The sequence below is a fragment of the Chitinophaga filiformis genome (assembly GCF_023100805.1).
In the GTDB taxonomy this organism is placed as follows: Bacteria; Bacteroidota; Bacteroidia; order Chitinophagales; family Chitinophagaceae; genus Chitinophaga; species Chitinophaga filiformis_B.
Window position 1 is genome coordinate 4845039 of record NZ_CP095855.1, and the last position, 19168, is coordinate 4864206.

22 protein-coding genes and 3 tRNA genes are annotated in these 19168 nt (G+C 45.9%); 16 read left to right on the forward strand and 9 right to left on the reverse strand.

Annotation, left to right across the window (positions count from 1 at the left end; all coding sequences use genetic code 11):
* Positions 1-130: 130 nt before the first annotated feature.
* Positions 131-469, reverse strand: coding sequence for a winged helix-turn-helix transcriptional regulator (locus MYF79_RS18955; protein ID WP_247809217.1), 339 nt, complete (start codon positions 467-469; stop codon positions 131-133).
* Positions 470-576: 107 nt separating this feature from the next.
* On the opposite strand from MYF79_RS18955, the gene MYF79_RS18960 reads away from it, so the two are divergent.
* The 3 genes from MYF79_RS18960 to MYF79_RS18970 all read left to right on the forward strand — a co-directional run bounded on the left by MYF79_RS18960 (position 577) and on the right by MYF79_RS18970 (position 2983).
* Positions 577-1464, forward strand: coding sequence for an NmrA/HSCARG family protein (locus tag MYF79_RS18960; RefSeq protein WP_247809218.1), 888 nt, complete (start codon positions 577-579; stop codon positions 1462-1464).
* A gap of 221 nt (positions 1465-1685) precedes the next feature.
* Positions 1686-1931 (forward strand): hypothetical protein, encoded by a 246-nt coding sequence (locus MYF79_RS18965; RefSeq protein WP_247809219.1) that lies wholly within the window; start codon positions 1686-1688, stop codon positions 1929-1931.
* 134 nt (positions 1932-2065) lie between these two features.
* Positions 2066-2983: an NADP-dependent oxidoreductase gene (locus MYF79_RS18970; protein WP_247809220.1), complete on the forward strand. Its 918-nt coding sequence runs from the start codon at positions 2066-2068 to the stop codon at positions 2981-2983.
* Between the two features lie 558 nt (positions 2984-3541).
* Here the strand turns inward: MYF79_RS18970 and MYF79_RS18975 are convergent.
* From MYF79_RS18975 to MYF79_RS18995, 5 genes are all read right to left on the reverse strand, one after another.
* Positions 3542-3615: transfer RNA gene (locus MYF79_RS18975), tRNA-Arg, on the reverse strand.
* A gap of 336 nt (positions 3616-3951) precedes the next feature.
* Positions 3952-4491, reverse strand: a complete 540-nt coding sequence (locus MYF79_RS18980) for a hypothetical protein (RefSeq protein WP_247809221.1) — start codon at positions 4489-4491, stop codon at positions 3952-3954.
* 487 nt (positions 4492-4978) lie between these two features.
* Positions 4979-5052: transfer RNA gene (locus MYF79_RS18985), tRNA-Arg, on the reverse strand.
* Between the two features lie 120 nt (positions 5053-5172).
* Positions 5173-6015, reverse strand: coding sequence for a sialate O-acetylesterase (locus MYF79_RS18990; protein WP_247809222.1), 843 nt, complete (start codon positions 6013-6015; stop codon positions 5173-5175).
* A gap of 33 nt (positions 6016-6048) precedes the next feature.
* The gene (locus tag MYF79_RS18995) at positions 6049-6603 is read right to left on the reverse strand and encodes a TetR/AcrR family transcriptional regulator (protein WP_247809223.1); all 555 of its coding nucleotides are present in this window, start codon (positions 6601-6603) and stop codon (positions 6049-6051) included.
* A 192-nt stretch (positions 6604-6795) separates the two neighbouring features.
* On the opposite strand from MYF79_RS18995, the gene MYF79_RS19000 reads away from it, so the two are divergent.
* The 4 genes from MYF79_RS19000 (at position 6796) to MYF79_RS19015 (ending at position 10277) form a co-directional block, all read left to right on the forward strand.
* Positions 6796-7536, forward strand: a complete 741-nt coding sequence (locus MYF79_RS19000) for an SDR family oxidoreductase (RefSeq protein WP_247809224.1) — start codon at positions 6796-6798, stop codon at positions 7534-7536.
* 27 nt (positions 7537-7563) lie between these two features.
* Complete coding sequence (locus tag MYF79_RS19005) at positions 7564-8430, forward strand: NmrA family NAD(P)-binding protein (RefSeq protein WP_247809225.1); 867 nt, start codon at positions 7564-7566, stop codon at positions 8428-8430.
* Between the two features lie 6 nt (positions 8431-8436).
* Complete coding sequence (locus tag MYF79_RS19010) at positions 8437-9621, forward strand: MFS transporter (protein ID WP_247809226.1); 1185 nt, start codon at positions 8437-8439, stop codon at positions 9619-9621.
* A gap of 419 nt (positions 9622-10040) precedes the next feature.
* The gene (locus MYF79_RS19015) at positions 10041-10277 is read left to right on the forward strand and encodes a hypothetical protein (protein WP_247809227.1); all 237 of its coding nucleotides are present in this window, start codon (positions 10041-10043) and stop codon (positions 10275-10277) included.
* A 156-nt stretch (positions 10278-10433) separates the two neighbouring features.
* Here the strand turns inward: MYF79_RS19015 and MYF79_RS19020 are convergent.
* Positions 10434-10507: transfer RNA gene (locus MYF79_RS19020), tRNA-Arg, on the reverse strand.
* A 145-nt stretch (positions 10508-10652) separates the two neighbouring features.
* Between MYF79_RS19020 and MYF79_RS19025 the strand changes: the two genes are divergently transcribed.
* The 8 genes from MYF79_RS19025 to MYF79_RS19060 all read left to right on the forward strand — a co-directional run bounded on the left by MYF79_RS19025 (position 10653) and on the right by MYF79_RS19060 (position 16652).
* A complete protein-coding gene (locus tag MYF79_RS19025) occupies positions 10653-11126 on the forward strand; it encodes a 23S rRNA (pseudouridine(1915)-N(3))-methyltransferase RlmH (RefSeq protein WP_247809228.1) in 474 nt (157 codons plus the stop codon).
* A gap of 46 nt (positions 11127-11172) precedes the next feature.
* Complete coding sequence (locus MYF79_RS19030) at positions 11173-11790, forward strand: rhomboid family intramembrane serine protease (protein WP_247809229.1); 618 nt, start codon at positions 11173-11175, stop codon at positions 11788-11790.
* Positions 11791-11871: 81 nt separating this feature from the next.
* Positions 11872-12747 (forward strand): STAS domain-containing protein, encoded by an 876-nt coding sequence (locus MYF79_RS19035; protein ID WP_247809230.1) that lies wholly within the window; start codon positions 11872-11874, stop codon positions 12745-12747.
* Positions 12740-13144 carry an STAS domain-containing protein gene (locus MYF79_RS19040; RefSeq protein WP_247809231.1) on the forward strand — a complete coding sequence of 135 codons (405 nt, stop codon included), beginning with the start codon at positions 12740-12742 and terminating at the stop codon, positions 13142-13144. The genes MYF79_RS19035 and MYF79_RS19040 overlap by 8 nt, the downstream gene beginning before the upstream one ends.
* Positions 13125-13535 carry an anti-sigma regulatory factor gene (locus MYF79_RS19045; protein WP_247809232.1) on the forward strand — a complete coding sequence of 137 codons (411 nt, stop codon included), beginning with the start codon at positions 13125-13127 and terminating at the stop codon, positions 13533-13535. The genes MYF79_RS19040 and MYF79_RS19045 overlap by 20 nt, the downstream gene beginning before the upstream one ends.
* Entirely contained in the window at positions 13520-14545 is a 1026-nt protein-coding gene (locus MYF79_RS19050) for an ATP-binding SpoIIE family protein phosphatase (protein WP_247809233.1), read from the forward strand. The genes MYF79_RS19045 and MYF79_RS19050 overlap by 16 nt, the downstream gene beginning before the upstream one ends.
* Positions 14546-14547: 2 nt before the next feature.
* Entirely contained in the window at positions 14548-16164 is a 1617-nt protein-coding gene (locus MYF79_RS19055) for a sensor histidine kinase (protein WP_247809234.1), read from the forward strand.
* Positions 16165-16199: 35 nt separating this feature from the next.
* Positions 16200-16652 carry a response regulator gene (locus MYF79_RS19060; protein WP_247809235.1) on the forward strand — a complete coding sequence of 151 codons (453 nt, stop codon included), beginning with the start codon at positions 16200-16202 and terminating at the stop codon, positions 16650-16652.
* Positions 16653-16662: 10 nt separating this feature from the next.
* Here MYF79_RS19060 and tilS read toward each other — a convergent pair whose 3' ends face one another.
* Together tilS and MYF79_RS19070 are read right to left on the reverse strand one after the other, a co-directional pair.
* Positions 16663-18000, reverse strand: a complete 1338-nt coding sequence (tilS, locus tag MYF79_RS19065; RefSeq protein WP_247809236.1) for a tRNA lysidine(34) synthetase TilS — start codon at positions 17998-18000, stop codon at positions 16663-16665.
* Positions 18001-18015: 15 nt separating this feature from the next.
* Positions 18016-18324, reverse strand: a complete 309-nt coding sequence (locus tag MYF79_RS19070) for a tetratricopeptide repeat protein (RefSeq protein WP_247809237.1) — start codon at positions 18322-18324, stop codon at positions 18016-18018.
* 51 nt (positions 18325-18375) lie between these two features.
* Here MYF79_RS19070 and MYF79_RS19075 point away from each other — a divergent pair, with 51 nt between their 5' ends.
* Positions 18376-19116, forward strand: coding sequence for an electron transfer flavoprotein subunit beta/FixA family protein (locus MYF79_RS19075; RefSeq protein WP_247809238.1), 741 nt, complete (start codon positions 18376-18378; stop codon positions 19114-19116).
* Positions 19117-19168 lie beyond the last annotated feature (52 nt).

Genomic DNA, 19168 nt, shown 5'->3' on the forward strand with positions numbered 1-19168 from the left:
CGGAACAGATCTGTAAATCACTAACCTGATTGTTGATCTGGATGGCCTTCGACCTCCCTGGCTACCAGACTTGCTTCATTCGACAAACCGTCGCCGGCAAGCCGTTCATCGAGCAGCTTGCCGGCGACGGCTATTTTCCAATAATTTTTTTCCGGTGTTCAGTTCCCCAATCACGTAAATTGCAAATAATTGGGAGCAAATTCTCGCTGTATTTTGTGAGGGAATATTGGACGGTTACAGGTTGTGCATTTAAGACCTCTCGTTTAATCAGCAAATTCATTTCCATATCTTTCAGCTCCCTTGTTAACATCTTGCCAGAAATCCCTTCAACTTCTTTCAATATTTCCGAATATCGTTTCTCGCCAAAACTCAATGACGTAATGATGGCAATTTTCCATTTACCACTCAGCACGTCCATAGTGTCGTGAACGGCCCTTATTGCCTTACTTCGTTCCTTTATTGTTGCCATAGAAAGTTACTTGGTTACCAAAATGTCCCTATCACTTTTTGTCCGTTAGGGACAAAAGTAAACAAGAAGTTCAGAACTTTGGCCCGACAATTTAAAAACATAGTAAAATGAGCAAAACAATTCTTGTAACAGGAGCAACAGGGCAAGTAGGCGGTGCAGTTGCAAAGCAACTACTAACGCACGGATTTAATGTGCGGGCATTTACATTTATAGGAAGTATGGAACGTGAATTTGAAAAAAGAAAACAACTTCAACAGTTAGGTGCTGAAATTTTTGATGGAGATATGAGTAGCGAAAGCTCTTTAATAGAAGCAATGAAAAATGTTTATGGCGTTTTCAGCGTTCAACCACCAGCCTTACCAATGTCAGAAGAAGCGGATAAACACGAATACAACTTGGGAGTAAATGTTGCTAATGCCGCTAAGAAAAGTGGCGTACAACAATTTGTTTATTCTTCGGTTCTTGGTTCTGAAAGACGAGCGGCATATCGTCCGTTATTCAAATACCAAATTGAAGAACACATCTGGAAATCAGATTTGCCTGCAACAATATTCAAACCGTCTTTGTTTATGGAAACCTTCTGTTTACCATTCTACGGACTTTCAGAAGCAAAACTTAACAACGCTGCACCTTTTGATTTGGCTATGCCAATTATATCAGCCGGAGATATTGGCGTGTTTGTTCGTCTTGCATTTCAAAAACCACAAGACTTCATTGGCAAATCAATAAATCTTGCAGGCGACAACCTAACTATCTCAGAAATCGCAGACATTCTAACAAAGAAATTCGGCAGACAAATTACACCTGTTCAAATTCCGCTTGACGTAGCCAAACAACAAAACGCCATATATGGAAAAATAATGGAAGAATATTACACGCAAGGTTACGCAAAAGTTGATTTTGATGAATTGCGTTTGTTGCACCCCGAACTTATGACTTTTGAAAGGTGGACAGACACCAAAGCAAAAGAAGAACTGCAAAATTTAATAGGGTAACTTAGTCATCTATTCGATGGAAGCAAAGGAAACATGACCATTGCCTGGCAGGTGGCCATTGTACATGAAACCGGCTAACAACAATTCTAAACTGTGAAGCAAATTAGGTGCGACTGTTTTGTGAAGGGAAGTTTTACGACGACGGGACATAATTGAGGTATCTATCACGTTCCTTTGGCGGGATGGAGCAATATTTGATGTAGAGAACAAAAACGTAACATATGCCTTGGTACAACGGCGATTACCCGCCATCATATAAAAACCAGCCGGTGAAGGTGCGTAACAAAGCTGTGGAGATAGCCAATGCACTCCTGGCTGAGGGCTTGCCGGAAGGTGTTGCAATTGCTGCCGGACTTAAACGCGCCCGTGAAGCCTTCACTCATAAAAGCCGCAGCCAGGCGCGGAAGAACACTTCTTCCAAAGAAAGGAACGGCGGGAAGAAAGACGTTGAAAATAGCGACCTGTAATATCACCGGAATCAACAGACGATTGCCTGTACTGCTGCGCTGGCTGAAAGAGTCCCGACCGGAAGTTGTTTGTCTGCAGAAGTAGAAATCACTCCGTTGGTGAGTACGTGCTTACAGACTTAAAGCAGGAGCATATGAAAGCAATTATTGTAACAAACGAGGCTGAAGGAACAGCCGGAATGAAATTAACTGAGTGGCCAGAGCCAAGGCCCGCAATAAACGAGGTTATCGTACAGGTCCATGCTTCCGGATTCACCCACGACGAACTTACGTGGCCAGCAACCTGGACCGATCGGTATGATGTTAATCGAACGCCGTCCATTCCGGGACATGAATTGGCAGGCGTAGTTACTGCCTTAGGCTATGGGACGACGGGCTTCTCGGTAGGACAACGGGTATTCGGTCTCTCCGACTGGTACCGCAATGGCTCCCTGGCAGAATATATTGCCATCGAGGCGCGAAACCTCGCTCCTTTGCCGGGCGATGTCGACTTCACGGTTGGGGCTGCCCTTGTTATGCCTGGACTAACCGCATGGCAGGGATTGTTTGACCACGGCCAACTCCAATCCGGGCAAAGTGTGATTATTCACGGTGCTGCAGGGGTCGTCGGCTCGATGGCTGTTCAGCTCGCACGCGAAGCTGGAGCGTACGTCATCGGATCCGGCCGTGCAAGCGGTCGCCAGACGGCTCACGACTTTGGCGTACACGAATACATCGACCTGGATAACGGCAACCTGGAGGAAGTAGGTAAGGTCGATCTTGTTTTCGACGTCCTGGGTGGGGAAATTACGACAAAGTCTGCCGGCGTGATTCGAACCGGAGGCACACTGGTTACTATCGCCGGCCCAACCCAGGCAAGACCGGTTGGTGGCCGTACAATAGATTTCATTGTTGAGGCCAATCGTCAACAATTGGTCGACATCGTACAAAGGGTTCGGGACGGACGGCTCAAAACCAACATTGGCAATGTTGTTACGATTGATGAGGCGATCGCAGCATTCGCTCCTAATGTGCGGCTAAAAGGGAAAACGATAATTCGCATTCGCTCTTAAGATCCTGCTGAAATTTTCAACTGCCGCCCACGGAAAAAATATGCCGTTTACCATTTACCGTTAGTGATGAGTGGCTGCTCCGTATACCTTTGATATGGTTTTTCATAGGATATGGTTTAAAGACATTGGCGGTATTCTTACCGCCTTTTTTATTATAATGCTAACTTGTATTTACTTAAATTCAGCATGCATTCATTCGCTGCAGTAAAGTTTGATGTAGCCATACCCGTTGTTAGCAGTTTGTTATTTACTTCTTCTGTTTTGCATACTTCAAAATGTCAACCGGTTGGCAGTTTAATCCCTTACACCGAAGATTAATATAGAGGGGATGTTAGGGATAGGTATTTCCAATTTATTCAACTTGGAAAAATTCTCTCGGGAGGGCAACATCAAAAAAAAAGAGATAATTGGTTCGATATTCCCCGAAAAATGGACGTTTAACGGTTTCAATTATCGAACCGCTGGATTGAATGAGGCTGGTTCACTGATATAGAGTCTGGGCACGGCTTCCAGCAAAAAAAAAGGACAAGGCGAAAAAAACGCTCTTGTCCTGTAAGGTGACCCCGTCTGGATTCAAACCAGAAACCTTCTGATCCGTAGTCAGATGCTCTATTCAGTTGAGCTACGGAGCCATTCCCGCGATTGGGATTGCAAATGTAGACAAAAAACTAAAACAACCAAAAAAGATTTCGAACTATTTTGAATCTTATGGAATGCCCTGAAAAGAGCAGCTCAAACCAGAAATGTATACACATAAAAACGAGACTTGACCAGGCAGAAGGTGCTCCTGTAACAAGGCGACCCGGCGTTCAAAAGATCACGTTGAAAACCAGGACGGCAAAACTACGCCTACCCACTTTTAAAGAGGGAACAAATGCTGTCAAAACAATTGACGTTGGCTGGCAATATTCCAGTTATGCAAATAACACTTCCAACCGGAAGGAAGCCACTTGTAACAATGAGAGCGTTTATGTAATCAGCAATTCCTTCACCGTTTGAACCTCTGGTAAATTGACCACTGACACAACGATTTTACCGCCTGCAGGCAATACTTTTGCCTTGTAATGCCAGTCTACGCCGTTCCAGCCCAAAGATGCCAGCCCGTTCTCCCTGACAACACCATCAGCGTCTACTACCGTTACCTCCACTTCTGCTACACGGAACTCATTTTTGGCGGTCACTACCACCTCCTCATCCTTTACCTGGATATTTTGGATTTCCGGACTGCGGTAGGCATCCCTGACTGCCATATTGTAGGCATTTTGCCCTGGGCCGGCCAGGGACGCATAGTAGGCTTTCACTTCCGGATCGGCCAGCGCCTGTTGCGCACGTGCTGAAGCAATGGTCATCTTATCCCTTGCTGCTAACTGTTTTTGTGTGGGCTTTTTCTTTGACGGGCCGCGTTTGGTCGCCATAATGATCTGCCCATTCCGTTCGTAAATCGTGAATCGTTTGCCGAGGGTGCCCCGTACAAGTTGCAGGAGGATATTGTCTTTAACAATGGCCATAAAAAGGTTTTTTTGAGGTTATATACTACAAGCTTACTGATTATATACAACTAATATACGGATAACTATGCATAATGGCATCAAAAGTATATGTAAATATAACCTCAATATCTAGGGATATATAGATATCCTTTAAATCCCTTTTTAGTATCATCCTGGCATCCTTTTAGTATGCTACTTCCGAGCCGGCCGAATGCTATACCAATGCTATACCGGTACTATCCCGGACGCGGAAGAAATGACGACACATACCTGGGCATCTTACTATTTTGCTGTGGGGTACTCCCGGATTGTTAAAAACCATTCGGTTCAGGAGTGCAATGCAAGGGAAACAGAAATGCAAATGTGGCCCAGCCGGGATGAACACCAACTTGTGGGACGCAGTTATAGATCTGGGATATTTTAACCTGAGCGGTCGGATCGGTTGGTTTGCTTGGGAGAATCACAGGCATAAAAAAAGCCTCACATTTCTGTGAAGCTTTCTCTGTGACCTCGTCTGGATTCAAACCAGAAACCTTCTGATCCGTAGTCAGATGCTCTATTCAGTTGAGCTACGAAGCCATTCCCGTTTTGGGGATTGCAAATATGCGAAAAAAATCAAACTTCTAAAAAGAGTTTTACGCTTTCTAATAAAATATCTTACAAAATCGTCATTTAAAAACAATCTCTTCCTGCTGAATACTATTGGATCCCGCTCAATTCATTTTGGAACTGCGCCACGTCTATCCTGCCCATCGCAAAGCGATGCTCCAGCAGAAAACGGCGCTCCTGCCGCGTTTGTGCCCTGCTGTAAATATCCGACAGGATCTTATTCTCCTCTTCCAAAGGGCTTGTAATAGATACCCGCCTATGGTATGCCTCATAATACCTTACTCCCAGTACACGTAACGATGCAGCATTGAAATGCAAAGCATCCGGGTTACTGGTTAGTCCTTCTGCTGTTGCAAAATAGCAAAGCGCTTCCGTCCGGGCATAGTGTAACAACGCCTCATTAACCAGCGGATAAGCACTAAAATACTTTCCATAAAGACCATTGGTCAGGAAATCTCCCAGTCCGCCGACAACAAGAGGAACCTCAGTAGCATTCAGTTCCTTTCGTAAAGCATCCATAATTATCTTTAACTTGCTTTCATATTCCGCCGCCTTTTCCGGGAAGCAATCACTTTCTCCCTGGTGCCATAGTATCCCCGTTAAAGTGCTGCTACGCTGAGCCAGCTTCCCCTGCAATAACGCATGGTCAAATAGCGGACCGCCAACTGACCAGTCATCCAGACTGGTACCGCCATCCGCACAAGGTATAAAACCGATTTCATCTTCCGGATGATGCATACGCCAGGCAGCACCAAAACTACTCGCCAGACCTATCCCGGCACCGGACCGGTCATTATGAACAGGCTCTGTCATCATCTGCCAGCGCCCATTCCGAAGTACTTTTATACCCTCATTAATAATGGCAGGCACTTCCTGACTGTAACCACGTCCAGCCATATTTGATTGTCCGATCAATAAAAAAGACGCTATCATCGGTAGTTATATATTATTAGAAATATGTTCCTTCTATTCCATGCCTATGCTTCTGCGAAAGGAATACCAGGCCAGTTTTTTTATATCATTCTGCGCAATGTCTCCCGACTGATACGCCTGTACAGTAGCTGAAATCATCTGGATAAATAGCAGTCGTATCCAGGTGGCATTAACGTATTCACTGATCAATTGCCGGCGCTGTAATTCGGGAATCAGCTGAAACCAGTTATCCCGTGTGGATTCGTAAACGCCACTTTTTGAAGTACTTACTGCCGTGTTTTCACTTAGCTGATCTGTCAATTTATGCAGGAAGATATATCTGACACCACAATCGATACCGGCGTACAACATTCTCTCCAGTTGTAACAACGGATCCTCGGTTGTATTACAGGCTTGTAACATGGCCATTTGCCATGTTTGCATCATGTCATCCCGGCACGCTTCAATTAACGCCGTCCGGTCTGTAAAATACCTGTGCAGTGTCCGACGGCTTAGATCAGCCCTTTCCGCTATTCTGTCCAATGGCGCAGAAAAGTCTTCGTTCAGGACTGTAATAGCAGCATCAATTATCCTTTGCCTCGCATCCATGACGCAAAAATAGGAAATATGTCACAATATTGTGACATTAGGTGGTTAAAACTTAAATGCGCTAACTGATCCTGTACCTAACTAATTAGCTTTTCAATAAGCCGGATCAGATGAAATATCCGTTAATTATTTACCATTTGGTAAATTCTATGTGTTATGTGGTCAGGAAATTTGTCAGCAAATCAAATGACGATGGACACATTAGAAAAAGCATTCACATTAAAAGGTAAACGAGTTATTGTTTTAGGCGGAAGTTCAGGCTTAGGCCTGGCTACTGCACAGGCAGCAGCTAAAGACGGCGCTGAGGTAGTCATTGTTTCAAGCAGTCAGCAACGTATAGATAGCGCTCTTCAAACTCTGCCAGCCAACAGTAAAGGATATGCCGCAGATCTCAGTGCAGAGGAAAACATTAAAGCGCTGTTTGAGCAAATCGGCACATTTGACCACCTGGTTTATACCGCTGGTGAAAATATCAGCCTTAGCATGATCGCTGATACGGATATTATAAAAGCACAGGAATATTTCAAAATTCGCTTCTGGGGTGCCTTTGCGGCGATCAAATACGGTGCTCCTTACATTAATAAAGGTGGATCGATTTGTTTGACCAGCGGTATTGCAAGTCAGCGACCCGGTGCTGGCTGGTCGTTAGGGGCATGTATCTGTTCTGCTGTTGAAGGTTTATGCCGCGCGATGGCTGTTGAACTGGCACCGATAAGAGTTAATGCCGTTTTGCCAGGCGTCATTCGGACGAATTTGTGGAACAGCATGACTGAAGCGGACCGGAACGGCTTATTTGATTACGTCGGTAATTCTCTTTTGGTTAAGCGGATCGGTGAGGCTGAAGAGATTGCACAGACATTTCTATTCATGATGAAGCAATCATTTGCAACCGGCCAGTGCTATGCAGTTGATGGCGGTGCGTCTTTGGTATAAATTTCTTCTCTAATTAATAGCAAAATCATGTTTGTAATAACTGGAGTTACCGGTCATGTAGGCCGGGTAACCGCAAATTTATTGTTGACACAACAACAACCCGTAAGGGCGGTCGTTCGAAACGCATCAAAAGGTACAGAATGGGAAACGAAAGGTGCAGAAGTAGCTGTTGCCGACCTTTTTGATAAAGCATCGCTTCTCAATGCTTTTAAACAAGCAGAGGGCTTATTCATCATGACGCCTCCTGCTCTAGACCTGGATGATGTTATTAAAAAGCACCTGGTAATGCTTGGTAACATCATTGCAGCGATAAAGGAGACAAAGCCTAAAAAGGTGGTTTACCTTTCTTCCATAGGTGCTCATTTAGAAAAGGGCACAGGCGCGATCAGGAAATTGTATGATATGGAACAGGCATTTTCCCAACTTGACATTCCAACTGCCGGTATCAGAGCCGGCTGGTTTATGGAAAACTTTGCCGGTTTGATTCCTGGAGCAATACAATCTGGAAATCTAATGAGTTTCCTTTGTCCAACTGATCTTCAGGTTCCTATGGTTGCTGTCAACGATATTGGTAAGCTGGCCGCTGAATTATTAAACCAGCATTGGGCAGGGCACCGTATCATCGAACTTGGGGGACCATGTCAGTATTCAGCAGACGATGTGGCATCAAGCCTGTCCTACTATACAAACCGGTCCATTACCGCTGTTCCGATTCCCCGGAGCGAATATGAGCCAACCTATGCCTCATTCGGCTTCACAGCGGACGCGTCACGTTTAATGGCGGAAATGAATGATGGCTTTAATACCCAATGGATTGTTTTTGAAGGTGGTACTTCAGAACACGTTTCAGGTGAAACCTTACTTGAGGATGCGCTGAAAACATACATCAAATAATATTTAATGGAAATCTCTGCCCGGATCGGATCGAGAAAAACGCTGCTGACCATTTTAGGGTCAGCAGCGTTTATGGTTCTCTTGCAGGCCTATCTTGTTGCTCCCCTTGTGCCTGTACTTACCCATGACTTTCAAAGCACAGATGCGATAACGGGGCTTGCCGTACCTGCTTATACCATTCCCTACGGGTTATCCACCTTGTTCTATGGACCATTGTCTGATCGGCTTGGACGTAAACCGGTTTTGTTGACTTTACTCGGATTAATGGCATTGTCTATGTTTTTGATTGCTTTATCGCCGACTATTGAAATCTTTTTGCTTCTAAGGGTGGTAACTGGAATAACAACAGGTGGTATCGTACCTATATCCATAGCCTTGTTTGGGGATATCTATCCCTTTGCAGAAAGAGGAAAGCCGTTGGGGGTACTCTATGGTGCAATGGCAGGTGGCATGACCTTCGGATCAACACTTGGTGCCTATCTAAATCCATTAATTGGTTGGCGTTCGGAGTTTGTCACTACCGGAGGTCTTTGCCTGATCCTGTTTCTATGGGCTGCATCTGAACATAGGAACTTCCCAGCCAAATCGCCTGCAGGAACTACTCTGAAAGAAGTGTTCAGTAATGCTAAGGCATTAATGCAGCGAAGGCAGTCCCGGTCCTTATACGCATACGTATTCCTGAACGGCGTCTTTCACTCTGGCGTATTTGCCTGGCTTGGCTACTTTTTTAAACTGAAATTTAACTTAGATGATCAAGGTATAGGTCTTGCTTTGCTGGGCTATGGTGTACCTGGTATGCTACTAGGCATTAGTATTGGCAATGCTGCCGATAAATATGGCCGCCAACGCCTGATTCCAATCGGATTGGCGCTCGGTGCGCTAAGCGTTTGTTTACTTGCGTTTAAACTTCCTCTTCTGGCTGCAGCCGCAGCAGTAACGGTGCTGTCACTGGGTTATGATATGACTCAACCATTATTTGCAGGCATGGTCACTTCACTGGTCGATCACTCAAAGCGTGGACAAGCGGTTGGTCTGAGCGCTTGTATGTTATTTCTTGGCTATGGGACCGGCGCATTGGTTTTTCAATGGTTCATGACCTGGGGCTTAGATATGGCATTAATCGTATTTGCCATTTTCGAAGCTTTGCTTTTTCTTTTTGCCCTACGGCTTTTCAAATTCAGCTGGTCATAAACAGCACGTAAATGGTCATAGAATCTATTAATTAAACATCAATTTCTTAACGGTATGGGGTTCAGCGGTCAGAATCAATCGCCGCAATTGTATTGGGAAAACGCTCCCTCAGAAACTAAATATTTCCGGTAACTATTTATGTTGTTTACGGACAAAAACAGTGATCTTAAGATCAAACAGATTACAAGGCTATCGGAAGGTAGCCTTTTTTTACTGGTGACAGATTTACTTTGCCAAAGCCTGGCCAAGGTTTCCCGCGCCGATAATGCCGATGTTTCTTTTCATATCCTGGTATGTGCTAAAAATTATGCTGCTCACCGGGCAAAATTTGAGAGTCGTGCAAAACCACTACAACCTGGCATGACTAAACGAAGCAAATTGACGACCTAAAGAGACAATTATCGAACCAGATAGCTGATATGGAACAAAGGCTAAACTACTTGCGGGAGCTGCTAGCAACGCAAAAAGTAGAGCCCGAAGACTATCGGAGAATGAAAGCTGAATACACTGAAAAGATAGACAAGCTCTTAGTAAAGATGGCAGAACCCAACCAGAATTTTGTAGATATAGAAGGGCTGCTCAGGACAGGAACTATGACTCTATTCAATCTTGAAAAATTGTATTTAGAGGGCGACATTATTAAAAAAGGGGGATAATTGGTCCGATATACCCTGAAAAATTGACGTTCGACGGTTTCAATTATCGAACCGCTAGACTGAATGAGGCCGTTTCGTTGATATACAGTCTGGGCGCGGGTTTCAGCGGACAAAAAAAACAGGACAAGGCGAAAAAAACGCTCTTGTCCTGTAAGGTGACCTCGTCTGGATTCAAACCAGAAACCTTCTGATCCGTAGTCAGATGCTCTATTCAGTTGAGCTACGAAGCCATTCCCTTGATTGGGATTGCAAAGGTAGGAATATTTCTGTAATCGCCAAATTTTTAAATATTTTTTTTGTTTGATTCATAAGCAGCGGGTTACGTACATTTACCGCCCGCCTTATGGACGGGCGTCTATCAAAAACAAGCCGAAGGTGAAAATACAGCTCTGGAGTATCGGAAAAGAAAACGACCCTTACATTAAAGAGGGCATCGCTGTTTTCCAAAAGCGATTGCAGCACTATGTAGATTTTGAACTGAAACTGATCCCCACAGTTAAACAGGCCGCCAGTCTTTCCGTTCCCGAGCTGAAGAAACAGGAAGGCAGGATGATACTGGATATGCTGCAGCCACAGGATTATCTTGTAGCCCTGGATGAATATGGTAAAATGCAAACAACGCTGCAACTGGCAGATTTCCTGCAACAGCGGGCGAATGCGGCTACCAGGCAGGTCATCTTTCTGATAGGCGGGGCTTTCGGGCTGGATGCCGCCGTACTGGAAAGGGCGCAATTAAAGTTATCCCTCTCTCCCCTCACCTTTCCTCACCAGCTGGTGAGACTGATCATGACAGAGCAGCTTTACAGGGCATATACAGTACTGAACAGGGAGAAATACCATCATCAGTAAAAAATCAGTATAATTACATTCTCATCAATTAAATCAATCGACTGGCATGGACATGACAATCAGCATCGCGATTATTATCATTACCTGTATCATTTCGATCACTTCGTTTAATAACGAAAAGCGGATAGATGACCTGAGCATGTGGCCATCTATGGTAAAAGAAAAGAACCAATACTACAGGTTCATCACGTCAGGGTTCGTGCATGCCGATTTTATGCACCTTGCCTTCAACATGTTCACGCTTTACTTCTTCGGGAGTTTCATTGAAAACATGTTCTTCCTGATATTTAAAGGCAAAGGATATTACCTGCTGTTTTATGCGCTGGCACTGGTACTCTCAGATATTCCCACATATATCAAACATAAGAACAATTACGGTTACCGGACCATCGGTGCGTCAGGAGCTGTTTCTGCGGTAGTATTTGCCGCTATTCTTTTCCAGCCATGGGCAAAGATCCTGGTATTCTTCATTCCCATGCCTGCTATTCTGTATGGTATAGTGTATCTCGGCTATACGATTTATATGTCCCGCCGCGGCGGCCCTACGGGAATTAATCATGATGCCCATTTGTGGGGCGCTGTATTTGGCATCCTTTTCCCACTGATATTTGAGCCAAGGATCGGTTTATTGTTTCTTGATCAGCTGATGCACGGTTACAGATAACAGCTTCATCCTTTTCCGGTTTGCTTTTTGCCAGATGTATAATGGACAATTTGTCCCAATACTGCAAAACAAGCCACACGCATGAAGCTAGACACAGCTAAGATCTTACAGAAAAGGAAAAAGCAGATTCTCGAATTGTGGATGAAGAACCAATTAGTGGATTTTTCTCTACGGGAGGACCTCATGTCAAACGAAGAGCTGACCCTACAGTCAGAAGAGCTCGTAAATGTTTTATTACAAAATTTAAATAGTGATAACCTGGAGGATGTACAATCTGCCTCCTTCGAACCACTGTATGAGGTCCTTGAGTCTATTTCCCTCTCCAGGGCCAAAATGGGTTATTCTCCACGGGAGACAGGTACTTTTGTGTTCAGCCTTAAAGATGCCTTACTCTCCGTTCTTCAGCAGGAGATTAAAAATGATCCGCTTCAGTTGCTGGAAGAAAGCCTGAAAGTGAGTAAACTGATAGACAGCCTTGGGGTGGTAACCTTCGAAACCTTCATCAAAGGAAGGGAAGAGGTCATTCTCCGGCAGACGGATGAAATAGCGGAGATCTCCACCCCTGTTATCCGCGTATGGGATGGCATTGTGGCCATGCCTATCATCGGCACACTGGACAGCGCCCGTACACAGGTGGTAATGGAAAACCTGTTACAGGAAATTGTTGCCACTTCCAGCAGCATCGCTATCCTCGATATTTCCGGCGTACCCGCCGTAGACTCTCTCGTAGCACAACACCTTATCAAAACAGTCAGCGCAACCCGGCTGATGGGCGCAGAGTGCATCATCAGCGGCATCCGCCCTGAAATAGCACAGACGGTGGTGCACCTTGGTATAGACCTTTCCGGCATTGTAACAAAAGCAACCCTCGCCAGTGCGTTAAGATATGCGTTTGCACTGATGCAGATGGAAGTAAAAAGAACAATTGTAAAAACAAAAGCGGGCATTGATGGATAAAATACCGATCCTCAAAATTGGGCATTTTCTCATGGTGGCGATCCAGGTGGATCTATATGACCGGCTTGCACTCAATCTGGAATCAGACCTGGTACAGGCGGTAAGTAAAACGGGCGCCAGGGGCGTATTGATAGATATATCTTCCGTTTCAATAGTAGACTCCTTTATGGGCCGGATACTGGGGAATATTGCCGGTATGAGCAAAATACTGGATGCAGAGACAGTGATAGTGGGCATGCAGCCTGCTGTTGCTATTACTTTAGTTGAACTCGGTTTGCCCTTGAAAGGTGTGCAAACAGCGCTGAATGTCGAAAAAGGAATGGAGCTCCTCCAGAAAAAAATTCACATCACAGAAACAGAAGAAGAAGCTATAGACGATGATAGTACTCTCCAGTGATAATATCCGTATAACGAAAGAACTGGATATGGTGCTTTTCAGGAACAGGTTGAAAGAGTTTGCTGTCAAAATAGGCATGAGCCTTGTTAATCAGACAAAACTGATCACTGCTGCCAGCGAACTTTCAAGGAATATGCTCCGTTACGCCGGAGGAGGTGCTGTCCTCATTGAAATAGTAAATGGTCAACGGCAAAATGGATTGCGCGTTACCTTTTCGGACACAGGTCCGGGCATACCCGATATTGATAAGGCCATGAAAGACGGCTTTTCTACCGGCAAGAGCCTGGGATTGGGACTACCCGGGGCCAAACGCCTCGTGAACGATTTTGATATTAAAAGCACAGTAGGTAAAGGAACTACCATCATCATCACCAAATGGAAGAATGGGTAACCGGACGGCATATCAGTTTTAATTTAGATGACAGAAGCTACCTGGCCATCCTGAAACGCGAAGTGCACCGTCTTTCTATACAATGCGGACTGACGGAAAAGAAAGTAGCAGAGATCGATATTGTCGTAGCCGAAATTGGCTCCAATATCCTCAAACACGCCGGTAGCGGAGAGGTATTAGTCATGCTTTCAGATACCCCACAGCCAGCCATCGAGATAATAGCAATAGATAACGGACCAGGCATTACAGATCTCGCCAGGATGATGCAGGATGGAATATCAACTACCAAAACGCTCGGTCATGGATTAGGAGCAGTAAAACGGCTTTCAGATTTCCTGCAGATCTATTCTGTAAAGGGCTGGGGCACGATACTATTGTCAAGGTTCTTTATCAAACCCGCGGAACAATATCCTCCGAAACCGGGGCCTGAGATCAGGACCCTGCTGGTAGCAAAGCCGGGCGAGAAAGTGTGCGGCGACGATTACTATGTCAGGGCTGACACGGCCGGTGTAAGGGTGTTCCTGGGAGACGGACTGGGACATGGTATAGAAGCGAAAAAAGCTGTTGCCGCTGCGGTTTATTCCTTCCGGTATTGCATGCTCTCCGACCTAGGCGAGGTACTGCGTCAGATACATGATGATGTGAAACGCACCCGTGGCCTGGTAGGCACTGCAGCTGTGTACAGTCATAAGACCCTGACATGGAAGATCTGTGGTATAGGGAACATACATACGCGTATGCTGACAGCTGCCGCAGCCAGGACTCATCTTCCATACAATGGGATCATCGGGCATAACATCCCCCGTACTATTAATGAGCAGGAAGTAGTACATGAACCCGGAAAGGAACAGGTACTCGTTCTATGCTCCGACGGTTTAAGAACCCGCTGGGATATGATGAAGTACCCGGCCATTTTCAGGTATGATATGTCTGTACTGGCTGCTGCCCTCTATAAAGACAACGCGCGCAAAACGGATGATATGTCAGTAGTAATTGTTAAAGTAAAATAGCCATGCAGGAAATAACCCGGATCACCCTGGAAACTGATATGGACCTGGTGCTGGTACACAAACGTATCATGAAACTGGGAGAGCTGGCCGGACTATCGCTTGCATCGCAGACCACCTTTGCCACTGCCGTGTCTGAGGTATCAAGACATGTCATCGAGTATGGATACAATGCCGTTCTTATACTGGCTGTCAAAACCGATGTAAAGGAACCGGAACAGTATCTCATCGCAAAAGTGCTGGATGGGAATCTGAATCTTACAGAGAAGGTCAATGAGAACCTGGTGTATGCAAGGAGGCTCGTTGACAGCTTCTCACTTGAGCGTGGAGACAGGGGAATTGAAATTATGCTGGAGTACCGGGTGCCCGGTGTCCAGAAGATCAACAACGGCCGGATCCGGCAGTGGATATCGTCTTTCAATGTGGAATTGCCGGTGTCTCCCTACGATGAGATAAAACGTAAGAACAAACAGTTACAGGAACTGGCGGAAAAATTAAAGGAAAGCGAAACACAGTACAGGGAAGTGACCAATGCCCTGCCATTGATGATATTCAGTCTCAATAACGAAGGTCAGATCATTTATGCTAATAGCTGGATGAAATCGTTTACTGGTTATGATATTCATCAATTGAACGAAAACAGCTGGCCCCTGGTGCTTCGTGAGAAGGTCTTCGAGAAAGCCTGGGAATACTGGCAAAGGCAACGGGGCACGAACAAGGCTATCAGGAAGGAAGTAGAGTTAAAAAATCATGCAACGCAGGAATACATCTGGCATCTGCTTTCCCTCGCGCCCATGGTCAGTGAAAGTGGAAAAACGATGTACTGGATAGGCTCCCTGGTGGATATTCATGCGCAAAAGGTCATGGAACAGACGTTAAGGGACAACAAAGAACTGCAGGAAACAAAGCTGCTGCTGGAAGAAAAGATCCGGGAGCTGAACCGGAGCAACCAGGAACTGGAGCAGTTTGCGTACGCAGCATCGCACGACCTGCAGGAGCCATTGCGGAAGATCGTTTATTACAGCGACTATCTGAGCAGGTATTATGCAGAGGTGATAGACGAGCGCGGTAAGCTTTATTTTGGCAATATGATGGGCGCCAGTCAGCGGATGACGCAGTTGATCCACGATCTGCTGAACTTCTCCAGGATCTACAGGGAGAACCTTCAACTGGTAAGAACTGATATGAACGTACTGGTTACAGAAGCCATGAACGACCTGGACGTAGTTATAAAAGCGAAAAGCGCACGCATAGAGGTGGCACCACTGCCGGTAATATCCGTATATCCGACGCAGATGCGCCAGTTGTTCCACAACATCCTGTCGAACGCGCTCAAGTTCTCTGACGAGCGGCGGCCACCGGAAGTCAAGGTGTATGCAATAATGGGAGAAAAACAGGTCCAATTGACAGTTGAGGATAACGGCGTGGGGTTTGAAGAGAAATACCTGGATAAAATGTTCAGCTTATTCCAACGTTTACATTCACGTGAAAAATACGCAGGCACTGGTATAGGACTTGCCATGTGTAAAAAGATCGCAGATCTGCACAACGGGTCCATTACCGCCAGCAGTATCCCGGGACTGGGCGCAAAGTTCGTGCTGACCTTACCATTGGTGGCATAAGAACGTATTAGTTTTTTAATTGTAAAGAAACAGTTATGGAGAATATTGTGAAGATATTATTGGCAGACGATGACCTCGAAGACAGGTTCATCATGCAGGATGCCTTTAATGCGATCAATCTGCCGGAGGTACCCCTGCTGGTAGAAGATGGAGAAAAGGTACTGGAATATCTTGCTAGCACACAGGCAAGCGCAGGTACTATGCCTTCTCTTGTGGTGCTCGATCTGAATATGCCACGGCTCAGTGGTACGCAGACATTGCGGGAGCTGAAAAACCTGGAAGTCTACAGGGACATTCCGGTGATCATTTTCTCTTCTTCCCTCAATGTGATAGAAATGCATGAGTGTAAACAACTGGGGGCTTTGTCGTATATGGTAAAACCATTTACTTATGAAGAGTACCTTTTGTCGGCGCAGCATTTTTATGATTTCTGCCTGAAGAAGCATTCCTTCCCTGAGTTCAACAATCTCATAAACAATTTCAAGTGAGAGGCCCGTTTTAAAGGGTCTCCCACTCTATTGTGAGAAGTTCTTTTGTCTGGTCGGTGATCTTAAACCTGTCATCTATCCGCAACCCCACTATCCACACTATCCGCTTCGCAGATTCAAGTACCCAGGTGTTCTCCTTCCGGGGAAGCGACAATTTCTGATCAATAAAAAAGCGGCTCAGCTTCTTTTTCTTCCGCATACCCAGCGGGTAAAAATAATCGCCCTGTTTCCATTTCCTGAGTATTAAGGGATATTGCAGCGCATGTTTGTCCAGGCAGGCTATATGCGCAGCCGCAGGTATAGTGGTAGTATCCTTTCTTGCGCTGGTCTTTAGTTTGAGCAGGCCACCTGCCATGGCTACGGCGGTACGGTCTTTTTCAATCACGATGACGGGCGCCTCCTCTTCCGCCAGGGGTGTGATCAGCAACCATTGCCTGTCGCGGATAATTCGGTGTGTACCTGTCTCCACCAGTTTCCCGGAACTGCTGTCCAGCAGTTCAAGCACCTGAGGCAACTGTGCCGGCGAGCAGCCATATTGCCTGAATATTTCCCAGGCAACTGTTTGCAGGGGAACGGTCTTCTGCAGTTTCAGCACGGGTATCATGTACATGTTCCCCTTCTGCTCCACCAGTCTTTTGATATGTGTTTCGACCGATTGTGCGTATAATATCTCCGCTTCGCGAAAACGTGTAATGCTGCCAGCGATATTGGCAACCACACCAGGATAAGCTTCCTGTATGACGGGAATCACCTTATGCCTGAAAAAATTGCGTGTATATTTGACAGTGATATTGGAGCTGTCTTCCACGAACGCAATATGATGTTCGGTGGCGTAGGCCTGTATATCTGCTTTCTGTGCAAATAACAGGGGGCGTACAAGATGTCCCTGTTTAGGCAGGATGCCATGAAGGCCGGCAATGCCGGTACCTTTGCTAAGGTTCATCAGTACAGTCTCTGCGCTGTCCTGCATATGATGGGCCGTTACAATATAATTGCAGGCGGCTGTCACCCGGGTCTGTTCCAGCCATTCATAGCGCAGTTGCCGTGCAGCTACCTGGATGGATACACGATGCGATGCAGTATGCGCCGTTGTATCAAACCGTACCTGGTGAAACGGCACCTGCAGGCTGGCTGCCAGGTCTTCCACGAAGGCCTCATCGCGCAGGGATTCTTCTCCTCTCAGCTGAAAATTACAATGGGCAATGGAAAAATTAAATCCCGCCGCTTTGAAAAGATGCGCCATCACTACGGAGTCCACTCCCCCACTGACGGCCAGCAGCATTGACTGGTCGCGCGTGAAGAGCCGCTCTTTGTCTATAAATGCAATAAATCCTGTCAGTAAATCCATGTACTGGTTTGATTATTAAATGAGATCATCCAGTGCAGCCTGTAATTCATTATAAGCGTGCCTGTCATTTGCAGCTTTGGCCATCTCCATACCTTTTTCAAATATGGCCATGGCTTCCTGCAGAAGACCCGCCCGTTCCAGGAGGCGGCCCAGGTGATAGTAAGAACCTACATAGCCTGGCTCGTAGGCCAGTAACTCTTCAAACAGTGACCTGGCGGCGCTGTCATCGCCGATCTTGATATATTCAAGGGCCAGCGCATGCTTAAGGAAGCTGTCATTCGGGCTGTCTTTAAGAAATTCCTTTATCCTGGCTATTCTATCCATTATTTAAATATATTTGCTCATACCGCTTTAAAAAACAAAACAGTTTAGGCCATGAAGATTTTAGTTTGTATCAGTAAAACTCCGGACACGACTGCAAAAATAGCTTTCACAGACAACAACACGAAATTCAATGAAGCGGGTGTACAGTTCATCATTAACCCCTACGATGAATGGTATGCCCTGGTCCGCGCTTTAGAATTGAAGGAAACCCTGGGGGCTACCGTACACCTGGTTACCGCCGGTGGTCCTGATACGGAGCCTATCATCCGCAAGGCGCTGGCTCTCGGCGGAGACGAGGCATACCGCATCAACACAGATAGCCAGGACAGTTTCTATATCGCAACACAGATCGCGGAACATGCCCGCAAACAGGGCTATGACCTGATCTTTACAGGTAAGGAAACCATCGATTATAATGGCGCCGCCATCGGAGGTATGGTAGCTGAACTGCTGGATCTTCCCTATGTATCTATCGCAGCAAAATTCGAGCTGAATGGTACTGAAGCAACCATCAATCGCGAAATAGAGGGTGGAGAAGAGATCGTGAAGGTAACACTGCCCGTTGTTGTATCCTGCCAGAAAGGAATGGCAGAACAGCGTATTCCCGGCATGCGTGGTATCATGGCCGCCCGCACGAAACCGCTGGCAGTGGTAGAACCTGTTGCAGCAGATGCGCTGACAAGCGTTGCCGGTTTTGAACTGCCGCCGGCAAAAGCAGGCGTAAAACTCATCAGCCCCGATAATGTGGATGAGTTGGTGAAATTACTGCATGATGAAGCAAAAGTGATCTGATCGCTGTATTGCTTGCAGGAACCTCTATTTTAAGCACCCTTTTTTAGTAATT